Origin of the sequence: Veillonella seminalis, from assembly GCF_003992065.1 — a bacterium.
Taxonomy (GTDB): Bacteria; Bacillota; Negativicutes; order Veillonellales; family Veillonellaceae; genus Veillonella_A; species Veillonella_A seminalis.
The window spans coordinates 266411-288168 of the sequence record NZ_RQUZ01000001.1 but is presented as its reverse complement, the minus strand read 5'-3'; the positions used below and the strand labels follow the sequence as shown (position 1 = coordinate 288168).

Genomic DNA, 21758 nt, shown 5'->3' with positions numbered 1-21758 from the left:
ACATCCTTAAATCATCGGGTTAATTGGATGAAACGAATTATTTCGTTTCGCGATGTAACGTATGTTTACCGCAGAATTTGCAGTATTTCATCATTTCAATACGATCAGGATTGTTTTTCTTATTCTTGTTCGTCTGATAGTTACGTTGTTTGCATTCAGTACATGCCATAGTCACTGCATTACGCATCCGGATACACCTCACTTCAAAATAAACTTGCCTTAAACAAATATGCTTATATAGCCTACCACAGCAGGGCAAGCATGTCAAGTTTTAGGCAACTTAAAAAAGCCAGGCGACTACCTGACGATTTATTATAACAAACTTTAGCATATCTGTCTATACTTTAAATCTATTTTTTTCACAAGATTCACAGCAATATAAAGAGCCTTTGCCGAAGGGCTTAACCCCGGCAAAGACTCTTTGCTTTGCTTACAGTTATATCGTACGCTACTATACTATATTAGTCAATAGATACTATACGATCCGGTTTTTCTACTTTAAAGGAGAAATAATTAGGATTGTTATTGTGTTCCAAGAACAAATTGTCACCATCAAAACGACCACGCCAGCCTACTACAATCGGATACATAGCGCTGACTGTTTTTAATAATTCAATAGGCTTTAAATTTAAGATTGGGGCAAACAATACATTAACATTATCCAGTAAAATTACATCGGAACCGCACGCTTTAAGAGCTTTGCACATAACGTCCTTGGCCATATCAGGACGTAAGTCGCGAGCTATTTCCAAAAATTCATCGTCAATCAGCTCTTTAGCTTCAATGTACTTCCAACCATCTTGTTCTGCCAATTCGCGAATGAGCTTACTTTTGCCGGAGCCGGGACCGCCGACAATAAATAAAATCCGTTCTTCATCCGCTTGCAGAGACTCCCATCGTTCTTTGATGTCCTGTGCTGTTACCATGTGTCATCCTCCTTTACCGAAAGCCTACTTACTCAATTCTTTGTTAGGTCTGTCTGACAGCATTACTGTTTTTATAAAATTGTCTTTCTCACCCACTGTAAACAACAAATAGCTGTATGCCGAATCGGGATTCTTGTAAGTATACACCATGAGCGGATCGCCGTTAGCCGCCGTATCGGCTTCCATGCTCGTAGGCATGCCATATAAATATAACAATAAATACTTACTGTCACCAATCGAAATTCCGCGACGCGTTAAGGCGGTGCTCTTGGTAATCATAGCTCGCGCTACCATCTGCTTCTTATCGTAACCCACCAAAATATCATCATAGGCAATGAATTCATCATCATACAAGAAACCGCGTTGCTGCCATTGTTCGTCCTGATTAGAAACAAACGGCTCGTTCACGCGATAGCCCATAAGACTGAAGTCATCGGCCGTCAAATGGTTAGCTCGATAATACTGTTCCTGCACAGCCGGCAGTCTGAGTCGTGACCACACTTCTCCGTCAATCATATCAATCGCACTTACTTTGTTATTCTTCAAAGTAAATACTAAATACTGCGAAGCTGAAGCGCTGTTACTATTAGTTGTAAGCAGTGTGCTTTCTTTATTATCTTTCGCCACAGGCGTATTAAATTCCTGCTTATTTTTTACAGAATTTTTACTTTTTTCGTATTTATAAATAAGGGCTACGGTACCATTCTTAACATCACGCCACATGCCCTGCGGAGCCCCGTAAGCAAACAATACGGTACCGCGAGTCTTACCGATACCGATACCGCGATCTGTTTCATCGGTGCCGCCGGTAATGTGAATATTGGTAATAGTCTGCGGTGCATAGGTATAATCTAAACCCTCACGCCGCAACGTATCCCCATCAGCATGCTGACCTGTCAAGGCACTCCCCTGATCACCGTACACACCGGTGTAAATCGTAAAACTGCCATCCTTACCGGTATAAGTCGTAAACATATTGCTAACCGCAATCGGCAAAACAGCCGGTTTAGCCGGACGAATCTTACGAGGCTTTTTGTCCTCAATTAATAATTTAATGCCTTCTTCGCCTTTAACGGCTCCATCACCTTTAGATGCTTCGCCCTTAACCGCTTCCTTGTCTTGAGAAGCTCCGGTTTCCTCTGATTTTACCTCAGCAGATGTACTATGGGAGTCATCTTTAACAGCATGATCCTTGCCGGCACTATCTTTATTCACAGCATCCTTAGTCTCAGGAGCTTTATCGGTATCAGGCACTGCGTCTTTAGCTGCCGTATCTTTTGTCACCGTTTCTTTATCGGAAGCTTCCTTGGCATCGGTCTTTTCTGTTTTTTCTGTTTTTTCAGTCGTTGTCGCTTCAGCTTCATCGGTTGCAAGCTTAGCTGTTTTTGTTTCACTTTCAACCAAAGAATCGGACTGTAACGGGCCGCCTACCAGTGCTTCCCAATTACGGTCAGCAGTTGTCAATGTTTTAAAATTAGCACCCAAACTCAGCGATCCGATAGTAAAATCCTTTGGTTCCAGCGGTTCTAATGTATCGGCTGTATAACTTTTGCCAATCGCACTTAAATCAATACCGGAATTTTCACTATCCTTAGCTTCAACACTTTCCGCCAAACGCACCGCCATTTTATTGACAGCCGCCTTTTCCGGAGCCCATGTATCCGCCGGATCCATAACGAGTTCAGCTGTTCCATTTGCAAAAACACCGCCGGTCAAAGCACTGCTTATAAGAACCGCCAATGAAATACGCTGCATTTTTTTCATAACTACCCCTTTCGTACCGCATCAATCTGCGTCTTGAGCCAATCGGTCCACTCGGTCAAACCTGTTTTAGCCGTACAGCTCACTTCAAAGAGACTGGCTGTCGGATTTAAATTCTTAATATCCGTAATGGCTTTTTCCTTATCAAACGGAATATACGGCAATAAATCCACCTTATTCAACAATACCGCTTTAGATTCTTTAAAAATCAAAGGATATTTAAGTGGTTTGTCTTCCCCTTCAGTTACAGACAGCACCGTAACCTTCATGGCTTCACCAATGGCAAATTCAGCAGGACACACTAAATTCCCTACATTTTCTATAATAATCATATCAAGTTTGTCTAAATCAAGTTCAGACAAAGCGTCTTCAATCATCTTCGCATCCAGATGGCAACCGCCTACCGTATTAATCTGCAATACGGGGATGCCTAATTTATGGATGCGTTCCGCATCTTTAGCGGTATATAAATCGCCTTCAATAACAGCGAGTGAATAATCTTCGGCCAACTCTTTAAGTGTAGCTTCGAGCAGTGAGGTTTTGCCCGCTCCCGGCGAACCCAATAAATTAAAGACAAATATATTTTTTTCTTTGAACAAGCGCTGCAAATCAGCTGCAATAGCATCATTTTTGGCCAGCACATTCGTCATAACTTTTACTTCCATAGGTACCTCACATCAATCTATCTATATCAACGCCAAGCTAACCGGCGGCGTCAATCTGTCTAATCAGAGTCCGTATATCTCATGGGACTCAATCCATATCTATCGATGCTACTTGTAATTCACGGCCCGTTATGGTCTGAATTGCCAAACTGCCGCAGTGGGGACATTTAAACACATAGTCGGTAACAGAAAACTCTTTGTCACAGTCCAAGCATTTGCCGCAAAGCGGTATCATTTCGATTTGTAAAACTGCATTCTCCGCCGCCGTGTTTTTAGTCACCGAATCAAAGCAAAAAAGCAAAGCATCCGGCTCCACCCCCGACATAACGCCGAGTTTTAATTGAATAGCGTGAATTACATGGCCGTCATTTGCTTTTAATGTGTCGAGGGCGAGATCAACAATTCCCTCAGCAATCGACATTTCGTGCATAATAAGCCTCGTAAATATTTTCTAACAACATAACGGTCGTCACCGAACCCACACCGCCCGGTACAGGCGTAACAGCACCGGCCACTTCGACCGCCGAAGCATATTCCACATCGCCAACGGTCTGACCCTCTAAATCATTGATGCCCACATCAATAACGGTGGCACCCGGTTTTAACATATCTCCGGTAATCATATGCGCACGGCCTGCGGCGGCGACTACTACATCGGCCCGTTGTAAATGTACTTTCAGATCAACTGTCTTTGAATGGCAAATGGTAACGGTGGCCTGTTTTTCCAATAAAAGCAATGCTACCGGTTTCCCCACTACCTGACTGCGGCCTACAACCACAACATTTTTGCCGGCCAACGGAATTTTGTAATAGTCAAGAATGGCCATACAAGCACGCGGCGTACATGGCCAGAAACCGCCTTTGCCGGCACTGACCAAGCCGATATTACGGGAAGTAAGACCATCAATGTCTTTCGCCGGATCCAGACGTTCAATGACTTTTTCACGGTCAATATGAGCCGGCATCGGCATCAACGGCAACACGCCATAAATTTGATTGGCACGATTCCAGCGGTCAATCACGGCTAATACTTCATCTTCGGATGCATCGGCCGCCAAATGTTCCAATTCAACACCAAAGCCTGCATTCTTGGCTGTTTTTTCCATAAAGCGAGCATACATCTGAGCCGCTTTATCATCACCAACCAACAAAATGCCTAAACTCAGCACAATCCCCTTTGCCTGAAGTTCTGACAAACGCTCACTTAACACTGCCTTGTGGGCATCCGCCACAGCTTTGCCACGTAATTCAATCATGCCAACGCCTCCTAATTAATATATACCTTATATCAGCTAAAAGAGTTCTCTCAGTTAGCGTTTAAAATAAACCGTAATAGCTTCGCCCGCTTCCGCTTCAGCGCCGGCCGGTATGCCCTGCGAAATAGCATAACCGGTGCCATCCGGTACAAATTGTAAACCTGCCTCATGGAGCCAATTGCGTACTTCACCGGTAGTCCAGCCCGTAAAGTCCGGCATTACTACACTGCCATCAGCGTTCTTTTTCACCGGTGGTTTCGCCGGACGTTCATCCGGTTTGCCTTTCAAATCTTTTTCCTTTGTTACCGATGGTGAGATTTGGAAATAACGCACCAATTGACTCATAATATCTTTGAACACCGGAGCCGCAATTTGACCGCCGTAATATGTACCGCTCGGATCGTCAATTACGATAAGCGCTACAAAACGCGGATCTTCCACCGGTCCGATGCCGATAAATGACGCAATATAACGACCTTCCAAATAACCGCCATGTTCCGCATCAAGTTTTTGAGCCGTACCGGTTTTACCTGCAAAGTGATATCCGTCAACCGACGCTTTATTACCGCCGCCTTCGGACACTTCTTTTTCCAACATGCCCAAAATCGTTTTAGCCACGTCTTCCGGAATCGGTTGACCCGCGGACATATCTTGAGTAACGGCTTCTTCGGTACCGTCCGGATTATTGATACTCTTAATGATATGAGGTTTCATCATTTTACCGTCGTTGGCGATAGCACTGAAAGCCTGTACCATTTGGAGCGGCGTAACCGCCACACTTTGACCGAACGCAATAGTTGCCAAATCAAGCTGAGACATATCCTTAGCCGCAATAACCTGCCCTTCCGCTTCACCGGGAAGTTCAATGCCCGTAGCTTTACCGCAACCATAAGCTTGCAAGTATTGTTTCATAATATCTTTACCGGTCGTAATCCCCAACTTGGCCATACCGGTATTGATGGAGTATTTCAAAATTTCAAGCAATTTAACCGGACCGTAGCCTTCACCATTCCAGTTTTGAATCGTATGATCACCTACAACGATACTGCCCGTATCGTTATAAACCGTATCCACCGACCATTTGCCGGAGGCCAAAGCAGCCGATGCCGTCAACGGCTTAAAGGTGGAACCCGGTTCATACATATCGGTAACTGCACGGTTCTTAAACGAATTATCATTACCCTTCTCATAATGGTTTGGATCATAGGTTGGTCGATTGGCCATGGCTAAAATTTCGCCGGTTTTCGGATCCATAACAATTATGCTGGCTCCGGCCGCCTTCGTTTCAGACATGGCTTTATCCAACGCCCGTTCGGCAATGAACTGAACCGTTGTATCAATAGTAAGGGTTATACTCTTTTCTTTTTCCGGTAAAAACTTCGATAACACGGACCCGAAAATGGCATTACCATGTCGGTCGGTAGCAATTAACTCTTCCGTAATACCGCCACGCAATGTTTCATCCATCTTCATTTCAAGGCCGTCAAGGCCCTTATCGTCCGTTCCTACAAAGCCCAGGACCTGAGCCAATAAATTGCCGTTAGGATAGAAACGACGACTTTCTTCAACGAAGTTCAAACCCTCAATGTCATTATCTTTCATGACTTTTTCCACGGCTTTGGATTTATCCGGATCCATCATGCGATCAAGCCAAATAAACGCCGTATCCTCTTTAAGACGTTTCACAATCACATCTTCTTTAATGCGCGTATACGGTACAATAAGTGAGGCAATCTCTTCAGGTGACTTTTTAATCATCTTCGGATCCGCATACAGCGAACGCGTCACAATACTGATAGCCAGCGGATTGCCGTTGCGGTCATAAATCGTACCGCGCGGCGATTGCAATTTACGTTCCGACTCTACTTGGCTCAAATTCTGCGTATCCAAGCTGTTACGGTCAAACACTTGCAACAGCAATAAACGGCCTACTAAAAAAATCGCAACTACCGAAAAAATCAGCATGAGTATAGCTATATTATTTTGTAAGGCTTTCTGATCTTTTTTGGTAATCATGAATCCCTATAACTCCTTATGTGCTTTGCGTGCCAGCTTACGTCTGACAGATTCCATTAAGGCCTCCCGTTCATTCGCCACCTGGCCGCTGCGCACTTGAACTAACAATTTTTGCAACATATCCCCTGTTTGGTCACCTAAAAGAGCCGGTAATTCCGGACCATACGCCAAATCACGAGTATGAATCGGCATTGACTCGGTTATAGCCGCCAGACAGTCCCCCATAGCATAAGTACCGTCCGTACTGCTGTTCGGTCTGCCGCAACCGATAACATCGGCCGCACACACTTCCGCCATTTGCAGCACCGCTTCTTTTAACTCACTGCTTTTACGGAAATGGCCGCTTTGCGCCTCTTTACGCATCCATTTCCACGGATCTGCTTCCTGATTATTGACAAAATAGTGAAAACGCATATGACTGCTGACAAGCCAGGTCACACGGTCCACCATTTTCTTAGGATATTGTAAACGCGTTAAAATAGTTTCCGCCATTTCAGCGCCCATTTTATCATGACCGCGATCGGTAATGCGTCCTTTGTTAGAACCGCGAATACCGTCCATGCCTTTCGCCACATCATGTAATAAAGCTGCCCAGCGCAGCGTCAAATCCGGTTTAATGGCCTGTACCACGGCCAAGGTATGAACCCAGCCGTCATAGGCATGAAATTCCGGTTGTTGCGGCAACCCTACCAAATGATGTAATTCCGGCAAAATGGCCACCGGCTGATACTCACCCTTAACAAAAACACGACAATGGCAATCAGCCAAACCGGATTGTACCAATACGTCAAGCCCTTTAGCCACGTGTGGCGTTATCAGCAAACCGTCCAGTTCCTGACGTACACGTTCCAACGACAATCCTTCAACCCGTTTGAAGTTGGATGCCATGCCGTCCAATAAACTGCGATGCGGTAAAAAACCAAGCTTGCCTACAAAGCGGCAAGCCCTGAATAAACGCAATGCATCTTCTTGAAAACGCTCCTCTGCCTCACCGATAGTGCGCAGGGTCTTGTTTTTAATATCTTTAAGCCCGGCCACTAGATCTATTACTTCACCGTCAACGGTCATAGCCATGCCGTTCACCGTAAAGTCGCGTCGCGTCACATCTTCTTCCAATGTATCGGCATACACCACTTCTTCCGGTCGATGGCTGTCGGCACCATACCGTTCACGCCGATAGGTAGCGACTTCATAACTGCCTTCCGGTACCGTTACCACAACGACACCGAATGACTTACCGACCACTCCAGTCGTAGCAAAGCCGGCCTTGGCCATAACGGCCATAATATCATCGGGTCTGGCTTTAGTCACAATATCATAATCATGAGGCAATTGTTTGAGCACCAAATCACGCACGGCTCCGCCGATTACATACGCTTCAAAACCGGCATCAGCCAAAGCGTGCAAAATGCGCACAGCACCCTGCCAAAGTTCCCCACTCGGTTGCATTACAATTTTCTTGGATGTAAACCAACTCACCGTCATCACCTCACTCTTATCACGATAATTTATTATAACATACCAATGTAGCTAATTCACCCTTTCAAGGCCGTTGAATCATAAAAAAACGTCTTTACAAGTTTCCTCATAAAGACGTTTCATTGACGTAATATTACATTTCCGCTAATTGTTTAGCAATGCGTCGACCTGTTTCAGTCGTAGCCAAACCACCTTCGCTGGTTTCGCGCAATGTGCTTGGCAACGCACGACCGATACGGTCCATGGCTTCAATAACTTCATCAACCGGAATCTGGCTGATTAAGCCGGCCATAGCCATTTCGGCAGCACTTAAAGCATGTACCGCATAAATACCGTTACGTTTTACACAAGGTACTTCTACCAAACCGCCTATCGGGTCACACACTAAGCCCAATACGTTTTTGAGGCAAAGAGCGACTGCATTAATGACTTCTTTCGTAGAGCCTTCCAACATCGCTACCACAGCGCCGGCCGCCATAGCTGCTGCCGAGCCTACTTCAGCCTGGCAACCGCCAACCGCGCCGGCTACACAAGCCTGATTGGTAATAACATTGCCGATACCGGCGCCCATGAAGAACCCGCGCAACATAGCTTCATCATCAAGTTGCAACTCTTCGGCTACCGCACACATAGTCCCCGGCATAACCCCGCAAGAACCGGCTGTCGGACAAGCTACAACACGGAACATTTTAGCGTTCGCTTCATTAACCGCAACAGCATACGTCAAAGCTTTATACGCTACCGGGCTCATTAAACGCGGTGTATGTTTTAATAAGATATGGGCCTGTCCGCCGGACATGCCGCTTACCGTACGTTTACGGTCTTCACCACCGTTTGTTACGGAATCTTTAAAAATCTGAATACGACGCAAAGCTTCTTTTTCAATCGCTTCGCGCGTTTGACCGGACGCTTCCATTTCGGCACGGATTACAACTTCCCACATTGGTAAATTATGAGTATCACTCAAATGCGCCAAGTCGGCTAATGTTTCATATAAATAACTCATTCTGCTACCGCCTTTTCCAAAGGTTCAAAATACATAACGGATGAAATACTCTTATGATCTTGAATATCCGCCATTACTTGTGCGTCCACCGGTTCATCGGTGTTAATCAACATAACTGCTTCGCAGTGTTTACGTTTGCGGAATACCTTCATCGTCGAAATGTTAACCGATGCTTTACCGAGTTGACTGGTTACCCACGCAATAACGCCCGGACAGTCGTGATGGAATGTCAAAATTGTATAATCTTCACCGGAAATTTCTACTTCCAAGTTATTTACATTTGTTACCAAAATACGGCCGCCGCCTAAAGAGCGTCCTACGATACTCATGTGGTAATCATCCTTACCGTAGAGATCGAATTTCACTTCATTCGGATGACCGCCTTCATCAGACGATTCAATAAACTGATACTGAAGATTTTCTTCGGCGGCATCTTTAAATGCGTCACGAATACGTTCGTCTTCCGCATCAAATCCCAAAAGACCGCCTACTAAAGCACGATCGGTACCGTGACCTTTATAAGTCTTGGCAAAAGAGCCGTACAGAGTCAAATCAACTCGTTCGATGTGCTCCTTGAAAATAGATCGAGCCATTTTACCTAAACGGGCAGCTCCGGCTGTATGAGAGCTGGATGGACCAATCATAACCGGTCCGATAATCTCAAAAACACTACTCATTTATGTCCTCCCACAGAAAACTTTTTCACATCTACACTGTGCATTTTCTACAAACTGATTCAAGGCGAACCCTTGAATTTCCTTAATTTGTATTATACCATGTTTTGTTTTCAGAGAATAGACACCGCCATACTTTTTATGCATATTACTTCTTTTAAGATTCTCATTTGCTCATAAAAGCCCATAATTACAAGCTTTATAAGGTACACCGCGGACGAACTAATTATTCAAAAAAGTATCGCAGACATAGAAAAATATAAAAAATAGCTCCCTCTTTCGAGGGAGCTATGAGAAATTTTAATTGACAATTGACGAGAACATTAGTAATTATCGAGAGGACACGAACTGAATCATCTCATATTTAATTATGTTCCACCTACTATTACTCAATTAGTTACAATCAACAATTAGTTGTTGCCAAGGATCGCTTTCATATCAGCTTCCGGAGTAGTGATTGGGTGTAACTGGAATTTTTCTACCAAGATGCCCAATACGTTGCTGGATAAGAATTTTGGCAAAGTAGGTCCGATGTAGATGTTGCGGATACCTAAAGCTAACAAGGTTAACAAGATACATACCGCTTTTTGTTCGTACCAGGACAATACCAAAGTCAATGGCAAGTCGTTTACGTCGCATTCGAAAGCACCGGCAAGAGCTACGGCTACCTGAATAGCAGAGTAAGCGTCGTTACACTGACCCATGTCTAGCATACGAGGAATACCGCCGATTTCACCGATTTCAAGGTCGTTGAAACGATATTTACCGCAAGCCAAAGTCAATACAACAGTGTCTTTTGGAGTCTGTTTTACGAATTCAGTGTAGTAGTTACGGCCTACTTTAGCACCGTCGCAACCGCCTACCAAGAAGAAGTGTTTGATAGCACCGGCTTTAACAGCATCGATTACTTTGTCGGCAATGCTGAGTACTGTACCGTGACCGAAACCGGTAGTTACTTCGTGACCACCGTTGATACCGGTGAATTCTTGAGGTTCGCTGTAACCGCCGAGTTCAAGAGCTTTTTCAATAACTGCGGAGAAGTCTTTAGTGCCGTCTTCGTTAGTTTCCACATGTTTCAAACCGGGGAAGCCTACCATATCAGTTGTGAAGATGTTGTCTTCATACGTTTTGCGAGGTGGCATTAAGCAGTTCGTAGTGAATAAGAATGCACCCGGAACACCGTCGAATTCGTTCTGCTGGTTCTGCCAAGCAGTACCGAAGTTACCTTTTAAGTGAACATATTTTTTAAGTTCAGGATATGCATGGCAAGGAAGCATTTCACCGTGAGTATAGATATTAACACCTTTACCTTCGGATTGTTCCAATAACATTTTGAGGTCGTGTAAATCATGACCGGTTACTACGATGAACGGACCAGGTTCTACAGTCAAGGAAACTTTAGTAGGAACCGGCGTGCCATAGCTTTCAGTGTTAGCGGAATCAAGCAATGCCATGCATTTGAGGTTGATGTGACCGAATTCCATCAACAAAGCGAGCCATTCGTCAGCACTGTGATCTTTAGCAAATTCAACAAGGCCTTTTACGAACCAAGCGTCTACTTCAGCATCATCATAGCCGAGTACGGATGCATGCCAAGCGTAAGCAGCCATGCCGCGCATACCGAGCAATAAAGTGGAACGCAAGGAAATGATGTCTTCTTCACCTACCCAAAGAGCTTCCCAATCGAAATCCTGAGCGCTGGCGTCAATTGCCTGACGAGCGGCTTCTACACGGTTGATGAATTCCTGAACGCGTTCTTCGTCGAAGTTAACGTTTGTTACGCACATGAACAAGCCCTGTTTTAACAATTGATATTCCTTAGCGGAAGCACCTTTTGCATCACAAGCACGTGCCAAACCGATCAAGGCGGAAGTCAATTCATCCTGTTTGTTTGCTACCGGCGCTGTTTTACCACATACGCCCTGTACGGTACAACCACCGGGATTTGCAGACTGTTCACATTGGAAACAAAACATACTCATAATAGCCTCCTTCTTCGGGACTCTCCCGAACTACACTTTCCTATCACTCGTAAGAAAGTAAAAAAATATAAATCACTTGCCTATTACAAAATCAGATTGTCACTTACCGCAAGTTGTTTACTTTGTGACTACATTTAAAGTATAGTATAGTTATAGGTAAAAAACTGTAGCCATGGCAACATTTACAAAAATTTTATTTTAAGGAGGCTCCTATGCATATCGGATTATCTACTGAATTAATAACGGAATATCTGCCTGTGCTCAGCAGCAGTCCCTTATTCCGCGATCTTTCCGAAGATCAATTACGGAATTTCTTAATTGCTCCGAATTTGACAATTGCCAATATAAAAAAGAATAGTTTCATCGCTATCGCCGGCGACCCGATGGAAGGCATCGGTATTTTATTAAAAGGCCACGCTCATCTGACGCGCGAAAACGTATTGGGCCAGCGCACCATCATGACTGACCTGACACCATCCGCCATGTTCGGTGAAGCCATTCTCTTTACGGACATGCCGAATTGGCCGGCCACAATTCAAACAACCGAAGACAGCACGGTGCTCTTCGTGCCCAAGGCAGCCTTCACTACCTCATTTAACAACTGCGATGCCTGCCAAGTGCAAATTTTGACCAATCTCTTACATGATATGTCTGAAAAAGCCTTGGCATTAACCCGTAAAGTTCACTATCTTTCACTAAAAGGCATGCGTGAACGAATCTTCGCCTACTTTGATGATTTATATACGTATCAAAAACAAAACCCGATTCGTCTCCCTCACAATCGTCAGGAAATGGCCGATGTGCTCAATGTATCGCGCACATCCTTAAGCCGCGAATTAGGTCGCTTACAGGATGAAAAAATCATCGAGTTTGAAGGTAAAAAAGTAAAACTATTAGATGTAAAAGCAATTAACGAATATAGTTTTTAAGTGTGAGCGCAAACGGTTAAATAACTGAAACTTAATCCTCACCGGTAATTAACCGCAAAACAAAAAGTGTACCCTCGATCATCAGCTCGGAGGTACACTTTTTTATTTGATAAATTTTAATTTGTTATGCAAGTCACCGTGCTTTTAATTATCATAAAAGCCTTATTCTCTAACTTTACAGCTTAAAACCAAGGAGATAAGTCGAATTCTTCACCGATGGTTACTTTAACATGGGCACGACCCAAATATAAACCTAACAAGGTTAAGCTGGAATGGCTGAGCGGCATGGAATCATACATATCAGCCACTTTAGGCAATACAGGCGAGATATATTCCAACACCTGTTTACGTTCAGTCGCATTAAAATCAACCGGCTTACCGGTTGCCAAGGCCAAAATGTGCTGTTGAATTTCAGGATTATCCAAATGCGCCATATGGAAGTAGCGTGGTGCCAAACCTTCATCAACAACGGCCAATTTTAACAACGGCGAGTTCACACTTTTCACGATATAACGACCATCCAAGGCATGGCCGCGTAAAGCACGTGTCAATTCATCTTTATCAAAACCGGCATAGGCAAACACGAACGGATAGGAATGAACCATAATATCCCAGAAAGTATTGCGTTCCGGTTCTTGAATGGAACAACGCAAGTAATCCAATTGACGATACATAGATTCTTCCCGTGGCAAATCGGACAAGAACGGTTCGATGTATTTATCTACATAATACTGTAAATGTTCCAAGCTGTAGTTGTTGGAATTGCGCGAATACTGCAATAACAACGCCAACGCCATAATTTGGAAATGGCCTAACTGCAAATGCGGTAAAATGCGAAGGGCGTCAAAAGCGACCAAGTACGGTGCGCTGGATTTAGGTTCCTGAACCACATCCATAAACGCTTCAATCGCCGTTTCTTTCATCCAAACCGTCGGCGTTGTTGCATAGGCCTTCTGCATGCAAAGGAGCGCTTCCTGCACAACGATATTTTCCAAAAGGGCGTGTAATTCACCACTGGCGGTGATACCCAAACGATCTAAGGCTGTTTTAGTAATATCCAATACTTGTTCCTTAGTGCTTGCATTAACCGCACCAAAAGAGCTCATGAAATGCGAAGTACCAAGAGCAATTAAATCAGGCATTTCAGCCTCACCATAAGCCGCATGAGTTGCACTCTGACCTGCACGACCGAATGTATCAGCACTGCTATGGTCACGAACTACCGGGATAATGCGGGTAGCATCATCAGCTGCTTCAGCGGCAGTTGCTTCCGTCGGCGTCACACGATGAATGCGACGTGTCAATTCACTTTCAGTGAGCGGCTCAGCCGGTGGTTCCGTCGGAATTTTAAGCATTGGTTTCGTCATATCCAAATCAGATACAATATCTTGACCTAAACGACTGTCCAAATCCTCTTCCGGAGCTCCGCCAAAACGATTGCTTGCCGGTCCCGTCATCGCATGATTAAAATCGGATTCCATTTGACGATTGGATAAAGGCACAAACGTGCTGGCCATCTCTTTATCGGAAGTTTCTTGATGATTGGTATCCGTCACTTGATGCCCACCGCCGAATCGATAGTTGTCTCTATTTTGTTTAGCATCTTCGCGATAGTAAGCGGCACCGTGATCACGACGTTTACGTTCATAATAATCGCCATCGCTCACCTTTTCATTAGCCAAAGCCTCAGCTTCTTTAGACTTACCGCTATCACGGAATACTAAATAACATACTCCGAAAAACACGACGATAACGCCCAATACTACTAAATACGGTATAAATGCAGACATTTTCTTCCTCCTGCCATAATTTATTTTAGATTTCACAGGTCATTCGGTTCAAACGTTAATGAATTTCTGTTTTGAAAAAACGCCTTGACTGACCTTATTATTCTTATATTTATTATATTATGTTACCACATCTTGGGGTATTCGCCAATGAAGATATGACGAAAAAAGGGCCGTAACCCCAATGTGAGTAAAAACCTACATTGTGTTACGACCCAATTTCTCAAAAACTAATCAATGACCATTTAACAATTCGTTAAAGAATCAACGACTCTTAGTATTTATCCTTGTTTTCAGGAACGATACGAACACGTTGGATAACCGGATTACCGTCTTTATCCTTCTTCACAGTGTCTACGCGTATGTACTTGAGTTCGTCGGAGAATTTGTTTGCCAAACGATCTAATGTATCATCACCTTGGAGAGCTGCATTGGATGCTGCACCTGCCATGATTGCACGATATACAACTGCTGCGAATTCATAACGTGTCATCATACGGTTACCGTCGAAGTTGCCATCAGGATAGCCTTCAACGATGCCGAGGTCATGAAGTTTGTTTACATATTCGTAAGCCCAGTGATTTGAAGGAACATCAGGGAAGAGTTCACTGCCTTTAGACTCAATCGTACCAGGGTTCTGGCCGGTCAATTGATTAATCATTTGACTCTGACGATTTACTAATTCTTCAAGTTTAGCTACGTCTTCACGGAGATGTTTGATTTTCTTAGCCATACCTACGCGGGAATTAGATACGTTGTTGCCTTGACCAATCTTGAAGGATACACCGGCGTTGAACATGTTTTCACCGCCACCGATTGTACCACCAACGGAGAAGGTTGTATCTTCATTTGGTTTATAGAAGGCACCAAGCACACCGACATTCGCACCGCTATAGTGACCATAACCGAATGCGAAATCCCATTTATCATCCGGATCGAAGTCCTGTGGATGGAGAGCTGCCAAAGCTGCCGCACCGGCACCAACACGATTAATACGATTATCTAATTTGTTAACCGCACCACCGAGGTTGTTGATAGCTTGGTCACGCTGAGCGAGTTGGCTACCGTTAATAGCTTCCGTAGAACCGGCTGCTACCGTACCGTCAGCAACCCCGCTTACTACGTTGTTACCCATGTTGATATTGCTATCCTGGATAGTGATATTGCGATCGTCATCCACTGTCTTAATGGTGATACCACTACTATCCATAGTCGTATTACCGGTTGTTACACTATCAAGACCGGTTAAGTCTTCCGCAAGTTTAATGTCAAGACCGTCACCGTTGCTGTTTCTTACAACGCCAATGTTACCATCAGATAATCTAGCAGCATTAGCACCGCCGTTGAGTTTCAAGGTATCGCCGAGACCTACAGTAACGCTATTATCAGCTCCGTCATCGCCTTCGAATACACGGCCTTTATTGACTTTATCGCTAACAGTCTTCAACTGATCTTCAGTTGCTGCACGGCCGGACCGGATGTTTTCACCCTCCCAAGTAGTATTGTCTAAACCGGTGAGATAGTTGCCTGTTGCCGGATTGCTATCGCCTGCTGTGTTTTCCTGATTACCAAGAACAGCACCGCCTACAGAAATCTGACCTTTGGAACCATCCATCTTAACTTGATTATCACCACTGCCGGCTGTTACAGTTGCACCATTGCCCTTAATGTTAACCTGTTTAGATGCATCACTATCGTCACCAAGAGTGATATTGTCGTTCAAGTTGACTTTGTTATCAGCATCTACCGTAATATTCTTACCGGATTGAGCCTTAGCAATATTGTACACATCCCCAATGTTGGCACCGTTGTTGTAGTTTTCCTGACCTGCAATAGAAGTATCATATGCATCACCGGTAAGACCACTAGCTACATCTTTGATTTGTGTATTGCCTGCATTGATGCCATCTTTATCGATGGAAATGCCGGAATCTTTAATTGCAATCTTGTCTGTAGAAACGCCATCTTTATCGATAGTTGTATTACCTGCTGCAATGGAACCATCTTGGCCAAGGTTAACATCTTTATTTAAGCCGACTTCAATCTTACCATCTTTAACAGATGTTACTGTATTACCGTCGCCGGCGATATTAATCGTGCTCTTGAATATGAACACTTTGTTAATCAAAAAACAAAATAATTCCATTTGAGACGATTTATTTACTTCACAAAATACACCGTTTCCAAACACTTTTCGAACTATTTATCATCTCTTTGACCGTTAAAAAATTAATGAGATATTTATGAATCTACCTTAAGCATGCCATTCGAAAATATTCGATATAAAGATTCAATTTAAAACTTATAATAATATTATTCATATTATCATTCTTCTCGATAGACTTCGATAATTATCAATTGGCATCGATTTTTATAGATAAACACTGGTAAATACTGGTAAATACAGATATATTCATTTTATTAATTATCAAGTAGGTTTTACCTCCCATATCGATATTAATTTTTATAAATGGTTTTGTATAAAAAACAGCCCACTGCAACTGCAGTGGGCTGAATGTAAATTCTTATCAGTTTTAATTATTATTTTGTGAAATTAATATACTTCCGGCAATAAGAAATTCAACATTCCGATTACGAAGTAATCTCAATTTTAGGACGCATTAGCCTTGTAAGAAATTAATCCATAAAATAAAAAAGCACTTGATTTCTCAAGTGCTTTTTCTAAAGTTTCTGGTGGACGATGACAGGATCGAACTGCCGACATCCTGCTTGTAAGGCAGGCGCTCTCCCAGCTGAGCTAATCGTCCATATGTGGTGACCCGTGGGGGAATCGAACCCCCGATACCGCCGTGAAAGGGCGGTGTCTTAACCGCTTGACCAACGGGCCACATTGGCTCCCCGAGTAGGACTCGAACCTACGACCGATCGGTTAACAGCCGATTGCTCTACCGACTGAGCTATCGAGGAATGGTACAAGAGATATTTTATACTAAATTCAAAGTAAAAGCAAGTACTTTTTTATATATTTTTTACAAATTCTATACGCAATCTAAATACGTTGCGAAAGTCACATATCCCCCTGTCTTTAATACCTTTCTCTTTCTGTGGCAACAGTAACTGCACAAAGCAAACAGACGGTGAAGAACGACTAATCTATGATAAATATAAGCCCCCAACATAATCATAAAAAAGCGGTCAGGCAATACATACCTGACCGCAATTCCGCTGAGTATCCTTCTAGTATTTATCATTTATTAGTGGTGGCTACGCATAGCCTTTGTTAGACAGTCATACTTAGCGTTTTATAAGTTGTACGGACTCAATCAGTACTCACTACTGTTCGGCCGTTAAAGGCAAGTGTAATAAAGTTTTAAGAGCTAACTTCAGCAACTAAATCAGCCGTTGAAACCACGAAGTTTGCTGGCATCAACCAAACGTTTCAAAGCTACCATGTAAGCAGCTAAACGAGGATATACTTTGTATTGTTGTTGCATTTCCCAAACTTCTTCAAAGCTCATTTTCATGTTCTTTTCGAGGCGAGCATTTACTTCGTCTTCATCCCAGTAGAAGCCGGCTTTGTTCTGTACCCATTCGTAGTAAGAAGTTACTACGCCGCCGCCATTAGCCAATACGTCAGGAATGATTTCGATGCCTTTTTCGAAGAAGTACAAGTCAGCTTCGTTAGTTGTAGGGCCGTTAGCACCTTCCAAGATAGTTTTAGCTTTAACTTCTTTCATGTTGCTGCCGTTTAATTGGTTTTCCAAAGCGGCGAGATATAATACATCTACGTCGAGAAGTAATAATTCAGGGTTAGGAATACGTTTCATGCCTGCTTCTTCATAACCTTCCAAGGAACGGCCATGAGAGTTGGCATATTCGTAAGCTTTTTCAACGTCGATACCGTTTTCATTGTAAATGGAACCATGAACGTCGCCGATAGCAACGATTTTAGCGCCTTCACGATGCATCAATAATGCACCAACGCTACCTACGTTACCGAAACCTTGAACAGCGATGGTTACGTCGGTCATTTTCTTACCTTTCTTTTCAAGGTAGCTCTTCAACGTAAACATGCATCCACGACCGGTTGCTTCATTACGGCCTTTGGAACCGCCGACTGCCAATGGTTTACCGGTTACAACGCCCGGAGACCATACGCCTTTTAATGTGGAGAATTCATCCACGATCCAAGCCATGATTTGAGGATTAGTGTTAACATCAGGAGCCGGTACGTCAGTATCAACGCCGATGATTGGAGCAATTTTACGAACAAAACCGCGAGTCAAACGTTCTAATTCGCGTTGGCTCAATTTCTTAGGATCTACTTTGATCCCGCCTTTACCGCCACCGTATGGAAGGTGTGCGATAGAGTTTTTGATTGTCATCCAAGCTGCCAAAGCACGAACTTCGTTTTCATCGGAATCAGGATGGAAACGGAGACCACCTTTAGCTGCGCCCATAATTGTACTATGTTGCGTACGATAACCGCTAAATACTTCAATATGACCATCGTCCATTTGTACAGGAACGGCTACTTGCATTTCGCGTTCAGGATGGCGGATAACTTCATAGTCGTTTCTCGTCAAACCTAATTTTTCGGCCGCTTGGTCAAGTGTGTTAAGCATGTTTTCGTAGGGATTATAATTTGCCATAATAATCGTTTCTCCTTCTTACGCATACACTATTAAAAATCAAAAATTTAAAATCAACATTACTAATCCATGTCTTGTATACACTATACCACAGCGCCGAAATAATAACTAATTATTTTTCATAAGAGGCATTTTTATCATAACTATTACGCATGATTTATAAAGGTTAGAAAATAAAAGAGTCCGCCTGAATTTATCGAGGCGAACTCTTACTATTTTTATGCATATATGATAATTCAATATAGCAAAAACACCACAAACTGCCTTGTTTTAAGCCATTCTATAGATTATAAACCAATGTTTCCGGTAAAAAAGTATACCACAACGGTTTATTAAAGATTAATTTCAAGTTCAACCGGGCAATGATCGCTGCCGAAAATGTCCGGATGAATTTTAGCTTCTACGATATCTTTATCAAGACGTGCAGACGTAATGAAGTAGTCAATTCTCCATCCTACGTTCCTATCGCGCGCTTTGCCCATATAGGACCACCAGCTGTACGCATCGGTTACGTCCGGATAGAGTTTACGGAAGGTATCGGTAAAACCGGCATTCAAAAGTTCCGTCATTTTTTCACGTTCTTCGTCGGTAAAACCGGCGTTCTTGCGGTTTGTCTTCGGATTTTTCAAGTCGATTTCATTATGTGCCACGTTGAGGTCACCGCAAAGAATAACCGGCTTTTTCGCATCCAATTCCAATAAGTACGCACGAAACGCGTCTTCCCAAGTCATGCGGTATTCCAAACGAGCCAATTCACGCTGGCTGTTCGGCGTGTAACAAGTTACGAGGTAGAAATTATCGTACTCCGCCGTAATCACGCGGCCTTCCTGGTCGTGCTCTTCAATACCGATACCGTAGGTTACGTTGAGCGGTTTTACACGCGTGAAAATAGCCGTACCGCTGTACCCTTTTTTCACCGCACTGTTCCAATATTGCTCGTAACCCGGCAATTCCAATTCAATCTGGTGCGGCTGCAATTTAGTTTCCTGCAAGCAAAACATATCCGCATCAAGCTTTTCAAAGCTTTCCATAAAACCTTTGGTTACCGCGGCACGCAGGCCGTTAACATTCCAAGAAATTAATTTCATCAAAGACTCCTTTCATCATAAGCCAAGCGAATCACTCAATTACATATGTCACCCGGCTTTCTGCACTCCTCACTTCGTATATCACTTAACTTTGTATATTACTTAACTTCGTATATTACTTAACTTCGTGTTTAACATCGACTGTGTCTGTCGGTTTTCCTTCAACCTCAATAGTTTCACCCCGTTCAGCCGCTTCTTTAGCCGCCAATTCCGCTTCTTTACGAACAAAATAGGCTTCTAATTTTTCACGACGAGCCTTACGCGTGACTTCAAACACAAACGAGAATAACAGCAATACAATGGCTATTAAATTTGTCGTCGTAAAACCGTGCCCGTAAATATGATACAAAATATAGAGAAATGCAATTACCAATAAAGATCGCTGAAGTCCTACCATGACTAGCTCCTTTCATCGCCCCAAGTATGATTAATCTTTTTACAACCAGGTTTTCAAAATTCATGAATCAAACTTATAATTTTTCAAAAGATTAATCTTTCAAATATGGGGTTATAACCAACTCACCATGCACGAGCTCGGCCATATAGATCCCCGAGATTTGATAGCCTTGCTCTACTACGCTCGTTTCTAACCATTCTCTATCTTTTTCTACTAAAGACAATACATTTTCATCGGCCTGTCCGTCCACAATAAGCAGATAGTGTACCGAATCTTCCCCAAACTTAACCACCGTCAATTGTCCGTTTTGTTCCAAAACAGCCCGTTTAACTTCCCCCACGCGCGTTACCCCGTTGGCGCGCAGTTTCAAATGTAAATCGCCGGCACTGATACCGTTACGCATACATTCTTCTATTTGAATTTTACCATAATCCACGACAATTGTGGGACTGCCGTCAACAATTCGTTTCACATGGTGATTATAGGCCGATAAGTAATGCAGTACCATAACTACGATGGTCCAACCAATGAGAACCAGCAAAAATTGCAGAACCCCAATGGCCTCATTATAAATAACACCCCCTATAATACCGCCAAGCACATAGTTCTGTACCTGGTCAATCGCCAAGTTTGGGGCCAAATTCCCCTTACCCATTAAATTGATTTGCAGCACCAGACACAGTATGCCCAGCACCAATTTTATCATAATCAACGTATAACCCGTTATCATGTTTGCTGCTACTCCTTCGCTATATCTATGACTTTAATCTGCGGATCTATCATATGAACCTGTGTCAATGAATAGGCACCATAGCCCTTGGTAAAATGAGCCCGATAAAAACGAGTGCCCACATTGACAATAACATCTTCATCCAGATGCGTAGAATTAACCTTTACGGCTTCCTTGTCCGATCCCAAACGTTCTGACACGGACACAATAAAGTTAGCCATACGGCTGCTTTCTTCCGAGTTTCGCATGGACGAATCATATTCGCTCCAACGGATGCCCAGAACAAACACAATCAACAACGATAAGAGAATCGTCAAATCACGATAACGACTGTTCAGTCGATGACGCATAAATAAGATACTGACCCCCAATAACGCCACCAACAGCAAAAAAGATACGCCATATTGTAAAAGAGCATTTACCTGCCCTTGTTACACGATATAGGCATA

General features: G+C 43.4%; 18 protein-coding genes, 3 tRNA genes and 1 pseudogene. 1 reads left to right on the top strand and 21 read right to left on the bottom strand.

All coding sequences use genetic code 11. From position 1 onward, the window contains the following. Positions 1-37: 37 nt before the first annotated feature. From rpmG to hcp, 11 genes are all read right to left on the bottom strand, one after another. On the bottom strand, positions 38-187 hold the full coding sequence (gene rpmG / locus EO126_RS01290) for a 50S ribosomal protein L33 (RefSeq protein WP_006555618.1): 150 nt from the start codon (positions 185-187) through the stop codon (positions 38-40). 274 nt (positions 188-461) lie between these two features. Continuing rightward, positions 462-926 carry a BREX-3 system P-loop-containing protein BrxF gene (brxF, locus tag EO126_RS01285; RefSeq protein WP_006555617.1) on the bottom strand — a complete coding sequence of 155 codons (465 nt, stop codon included), beginning with the start codon at positions 924-926 and terminating at the stop codon, positions 462-464. Between the two features lie 24 nt (positions 927-950). Beyond that, positions 951-2690, bottom strand: coding sequence for a hypothetical protein (locus EO126_RS01280; protein WP_006555616.1), 1740 nt, complete (start codon positions 2688-2690; stop codon positions 951-953). Positions 2691-2692: 2 nt separating this feature from the next. After that, positions 2693-3352, bottom strand: a complete 660-nt coding sequence (gene hypB / locus EO126_RS01275) for a hydrogenase nickel incorporation protein HypB (protein ID WP_006555615.1) — start codon at positions 3350-3352, stop codon at positions 2693-2695. Positions 3353-3440: 88 nt separating this feature from the next. Continuing rightward, a complete protein-coding gene (gene hypA / locus EO126_RS01270) occupies positions 3441-3782 on the bottom strand; it encodes a hydrogenase maturation nickel metallochaperone HypA (RefSeq protein ID WP_006555614.1) in 342 nt (113 codons plus the stop codon). After that, a complete protein-coding gene (locus EO126_RS01265; RefSeq protein WP_127007092.1) occupies positions 3760-4608 on the bottom strand; it encodes a bifunctional 5,10-methylenetetrahydrofolate dehydrogenase/5,10-methenyltetrahydrofolate cyclohydrolase in 849 nt (282 codons plus the stop codon). Before EO126_RS01265 ends, hypA begins: the two co-directional genes overlap by 23 nt. 54 nt (positions 4609-4662) lie before the next feature. After that, positions 4663-6624, bottom strand: a complete 1962-nt coding sequence (locus EO126_RS01260) for a penicillin-binding transpeptidase domain-containing protein (protein WP_127007091.1) — start codon at positions 6622-6624, stop codon at positions 4663-4665. Positions 6625-6630: 6 nt separating this feature from the next. Beyond that, a complete protein-coding gene (locus EO126_RS01255; protein ID WP_040771005.1) occupies positions 6631-8073 on the bottom strand; it encodes a CCA tRNA nucleotidyltransferase in 1443 nt (480 codons plus the stop codon). A 163-nt stretch (positions 8074-8236) separates the two neighbouring features. Then, entirely contained in the window at positions 8237-9109 is an 873-nt protein-coding gene (gene sdaAA, locus EO126_RS01250; RefSeq protein ID WP_006555610.1) for an L-serine ammonia-lyase, iron-sulfur-dependent, subunit alpha, read from the bottom strand. Further along, on the bottom strand, positions 9106-9786 hold the full coding sequence (gene sdaAB, locus EO126_RS01245) for an L-serine ammonia-lyase, iron-sulfur-dependent subunit beta (RefSeq protein ID WP_006555609.1): 681 nt from the start codon (positions 9784-9786) through the stop codon (positions 9106-9108). The genes sdaAA and sdaAB overlap by 4 nt, the downstream gene beginning before the upstream one ends. 407 nt (positions 9787-10193) lie before the next feature. After that, complete coding sequence (gene hcp / locus EO126_RS01240; RefSeq protein ID WP_006555608.1) at positions 10194-11765, bottom strand: hydroxylamine reductase; 1572 nt, start codon at positions 11763-11765, stop codon at positions 10194-10196. A gap of 212 nt (positions 11766-11977) precedes the next feature. On the opposite strand from hcp, the gene EO126_RS01235 reads away from it, so the two are divergent. Further along, positions 11978-12694, top strand: coding sequence for a Crp/Fnr family transcriptional regulator (locus tag EO126_RS01235; protein ID WP_006555607.1), 717 nt, complete (start codon positions 11978-11980; stop codon positions 12692-12694). A gap of 182 nt (positions 12695-12876) precedes the next feature. Here EO126_RS01235 and EO126_RS01230 read toward each other — a convergent pair whose 3' ends face one another. The 10 genes and pseudogenes from EO126_RS01230 to EO126_RS01185 form a co-directional block, all read right to left on the bottom strand. Continuing rightward, positions 12877-14484, bottom strand: coding sequence for an LPO_1073/Vpar_1526 family protein (locus tag EO126_RS01230; protein WP_127007089.1), 1608 nt, complete (start codon positions 14482-14484; stop codon positions 12877-12879). A gap of 271 nt (positions 14485-14755) precedes the next feature. Further along, on the bottom strand, positions 14756-16609 hold the full coding sequence (locus tag EO126_RS01225; RefSeq protein ID WP_240631429.1) for an S-layer homology domain-containing protein: 1854 nt from the start codon (positions 16607-16609) through the stop codon (positions 14756-14758). 564 nt (positions 16610-17173) lie between these two features. Further along, a tRNA-Val gene (locus EO126_RS01220) sits at positions 17174-17249 on the bottom strand. Positions 17250-17254: 5 nt separating this feature from the next. After that, a tRNA-Glu gene (locus EO126_RS01215) sits at positions 17255-17329 on the bottom strand. Between the two features lie 4 nt (positions 17330-17333). Further along, positions 17334-17409: transfer RNA gene (locus EO126_RS01210), tRNA-Asn, on the bottom strand. 428 nt (positions 17410-17837) lie between these two features. Continuing rightward, positions 17838-19094: a Glu/Leu/Phe/Val family dehydrogenase gene (locus EO126_RS01205; protein WP_006555604.1), complete on the bottom strand. Its 1257-nt coding sequence runs from the start codon at positions 19092-19094 to the stop codon at positions 17838-17840. 332 nt (positions 19095-19426) lie between these two features. Further along, a complete protein-coding gene (locus EO126_RS01200) occupies positions 19427-20182 on the bottom strand; it encodes an exodeoxyribonuclease III (RefSeq protein WP_127007085.1) in 756 nt (251 codons plus the stop codon). Between the two features lie 115 nt (positions 20183-20297). Further along, the gene (locus EO126_RS01195) at positions 20298-20579 is read right to left on the bottom strand and encodes a hypothetical protein (protein ID WP_127007083.1); all 282 of its coding nucleotides are present in this window, start codon (positions 20577-20579) and stop codon (positions 20298-20300) included. 91 nt (positions 20580-20670) lie between these two features. After that, a complete protein-coding gene (locus EO126_RS01190) occupies positions 20671-21309 on the bottom strand; it encodes a DUF421 domain-containing protein (protein WP_164726685.1) in 639 nt (212 codons plus the stop codon). Positions 21310-21317: 8 nt separating this feature from the next. Next, a pseudogene (locus EO126_RS01185) lies at positions 21318-21725 on the bottom strand (DUF3290 domain-containing protein); the annotation flags it as partial. Positions 21726-21758: the final 33 nt, after the last annotated feature.

Excerpts from the sequence above, each read along its gene's own strand:
- rpmG (WP_006555618.1), bottom strand. The coding sequence starts at position 187 with ATGCGTAATGCAGTGACTATGGCATGTACTGAATGCAAACAACGTAAC.
- brxF (WP_006555617.1), bottom strand. The coding sequence starts at position 926 with ATGGTAACAGCACAGGACATCAAAGAACGATGGGAGTCTCTGCAAGCG.
- EO126_RS01280 (WP_006555616.1), bottom strand. The coding sequence starts at position 2,690 with ATGAAAAAAATGCAGCGTATTTCATTGGCGGTTCTTATAAGCAGTGCT.
- hypB (WP_006555615.1), bottom strand. The coding sequence starts at position 3,352 with ATGGAAGTAAAAGTTATGACGAATGTGCTGGCCAAAAATGATGCTATT.
- hypA (WP_006555614.1), bottom strand. The coding sequence starts at position 3,782 with ATGCACGAAATGTCGATTGCTGAGGGAATTGTTGATCTCGCCCTCGAC.
- EO126_RS01265 (WP_127007092.1), bottom strand. The coding sequence starts at position 4,608 with ATGATTGAATTACGTGGCAAAGCTGTGGCGGATGCCCACAAGGCAGTG.
- EO126_RS01260 (WP_127007091.1), bottom strand. The coding sequence starts at position 6,624 with ATGATTACCAAAAAAGATCAGAAAGCCTTACAAAATAATATAGCTATA.
- EO126_RS01255 (WP_040771005.1), bottom strand. The coding sequence starts at position 8,073 with ATGCAACCGAGTGGGGAACTTTGGCAGGGTGCTGTGCGCATTTTGCAC.
- sdaAA (WP_006555610.1), bottom strand. The coding sequence starts at position 9,109 with ATGAGTTATTTATATGAAACATTAGCCGACTTGGCGCATTTGAGTGAT.
- sdaAB (WP_006555609.1), bottom strand. The coding sequence starts at position 9,786 with ATGAGTAGTGTTTTTGAGATTATCGGACCGGTTATGATTGGTCCATCC.
- hcp (WP_006555608.1), bottom strand. The coding sequence starts at position 11,765 with ATGAGTATGTTTTGTTTCCAATGTGAACAGTCTGCAAATCCCGGTGGT.
- EO126_RS01235 (WP_006555607.1), top strand. The coding sequence starts at position 11,978 with ATGCATATCGGATTATCTACTGAATTAATAACGGAATATCTGCCTGTG.
- EO126_RS01230 (WP_127007089.1), bottom strand. The coding sequence starts at position 14,484 with ATGTCTGCATTTATACCGTATTTAGTAGTATTGGGCGTTATCGTCGTG.
- EO126_RS01205 (WP_006555604.1), bottom strand. The coding sequence starts at position 19,094 with ATGGCAAATTATAATCCCTACGAAAACATGCTTAACACACTTGACCAA.
- EO126_RS01200 (WP_127007085.1), bottom strand. The coding sequence starts at position 20,182 with ATGAAATTAATTTCTTGGAATGTTAACGGCCTGCGTGCCGCGGTAACC.
- EO126_RS01195 (WP_127007083.1), bottom strand. The coding sequence starts at position 20,579 with ATGGTAGGACTTCAGCGATCTTTATTGGTAATTGCATTTCTCTATATT.
- EO126_RS01190 (WP_164726685.1), bottom strand. The coding sequence starts at position 21,309 with ATGATAACGGGTTATACGTTGATTATGATAAAATTGGTGCTGGGCATA.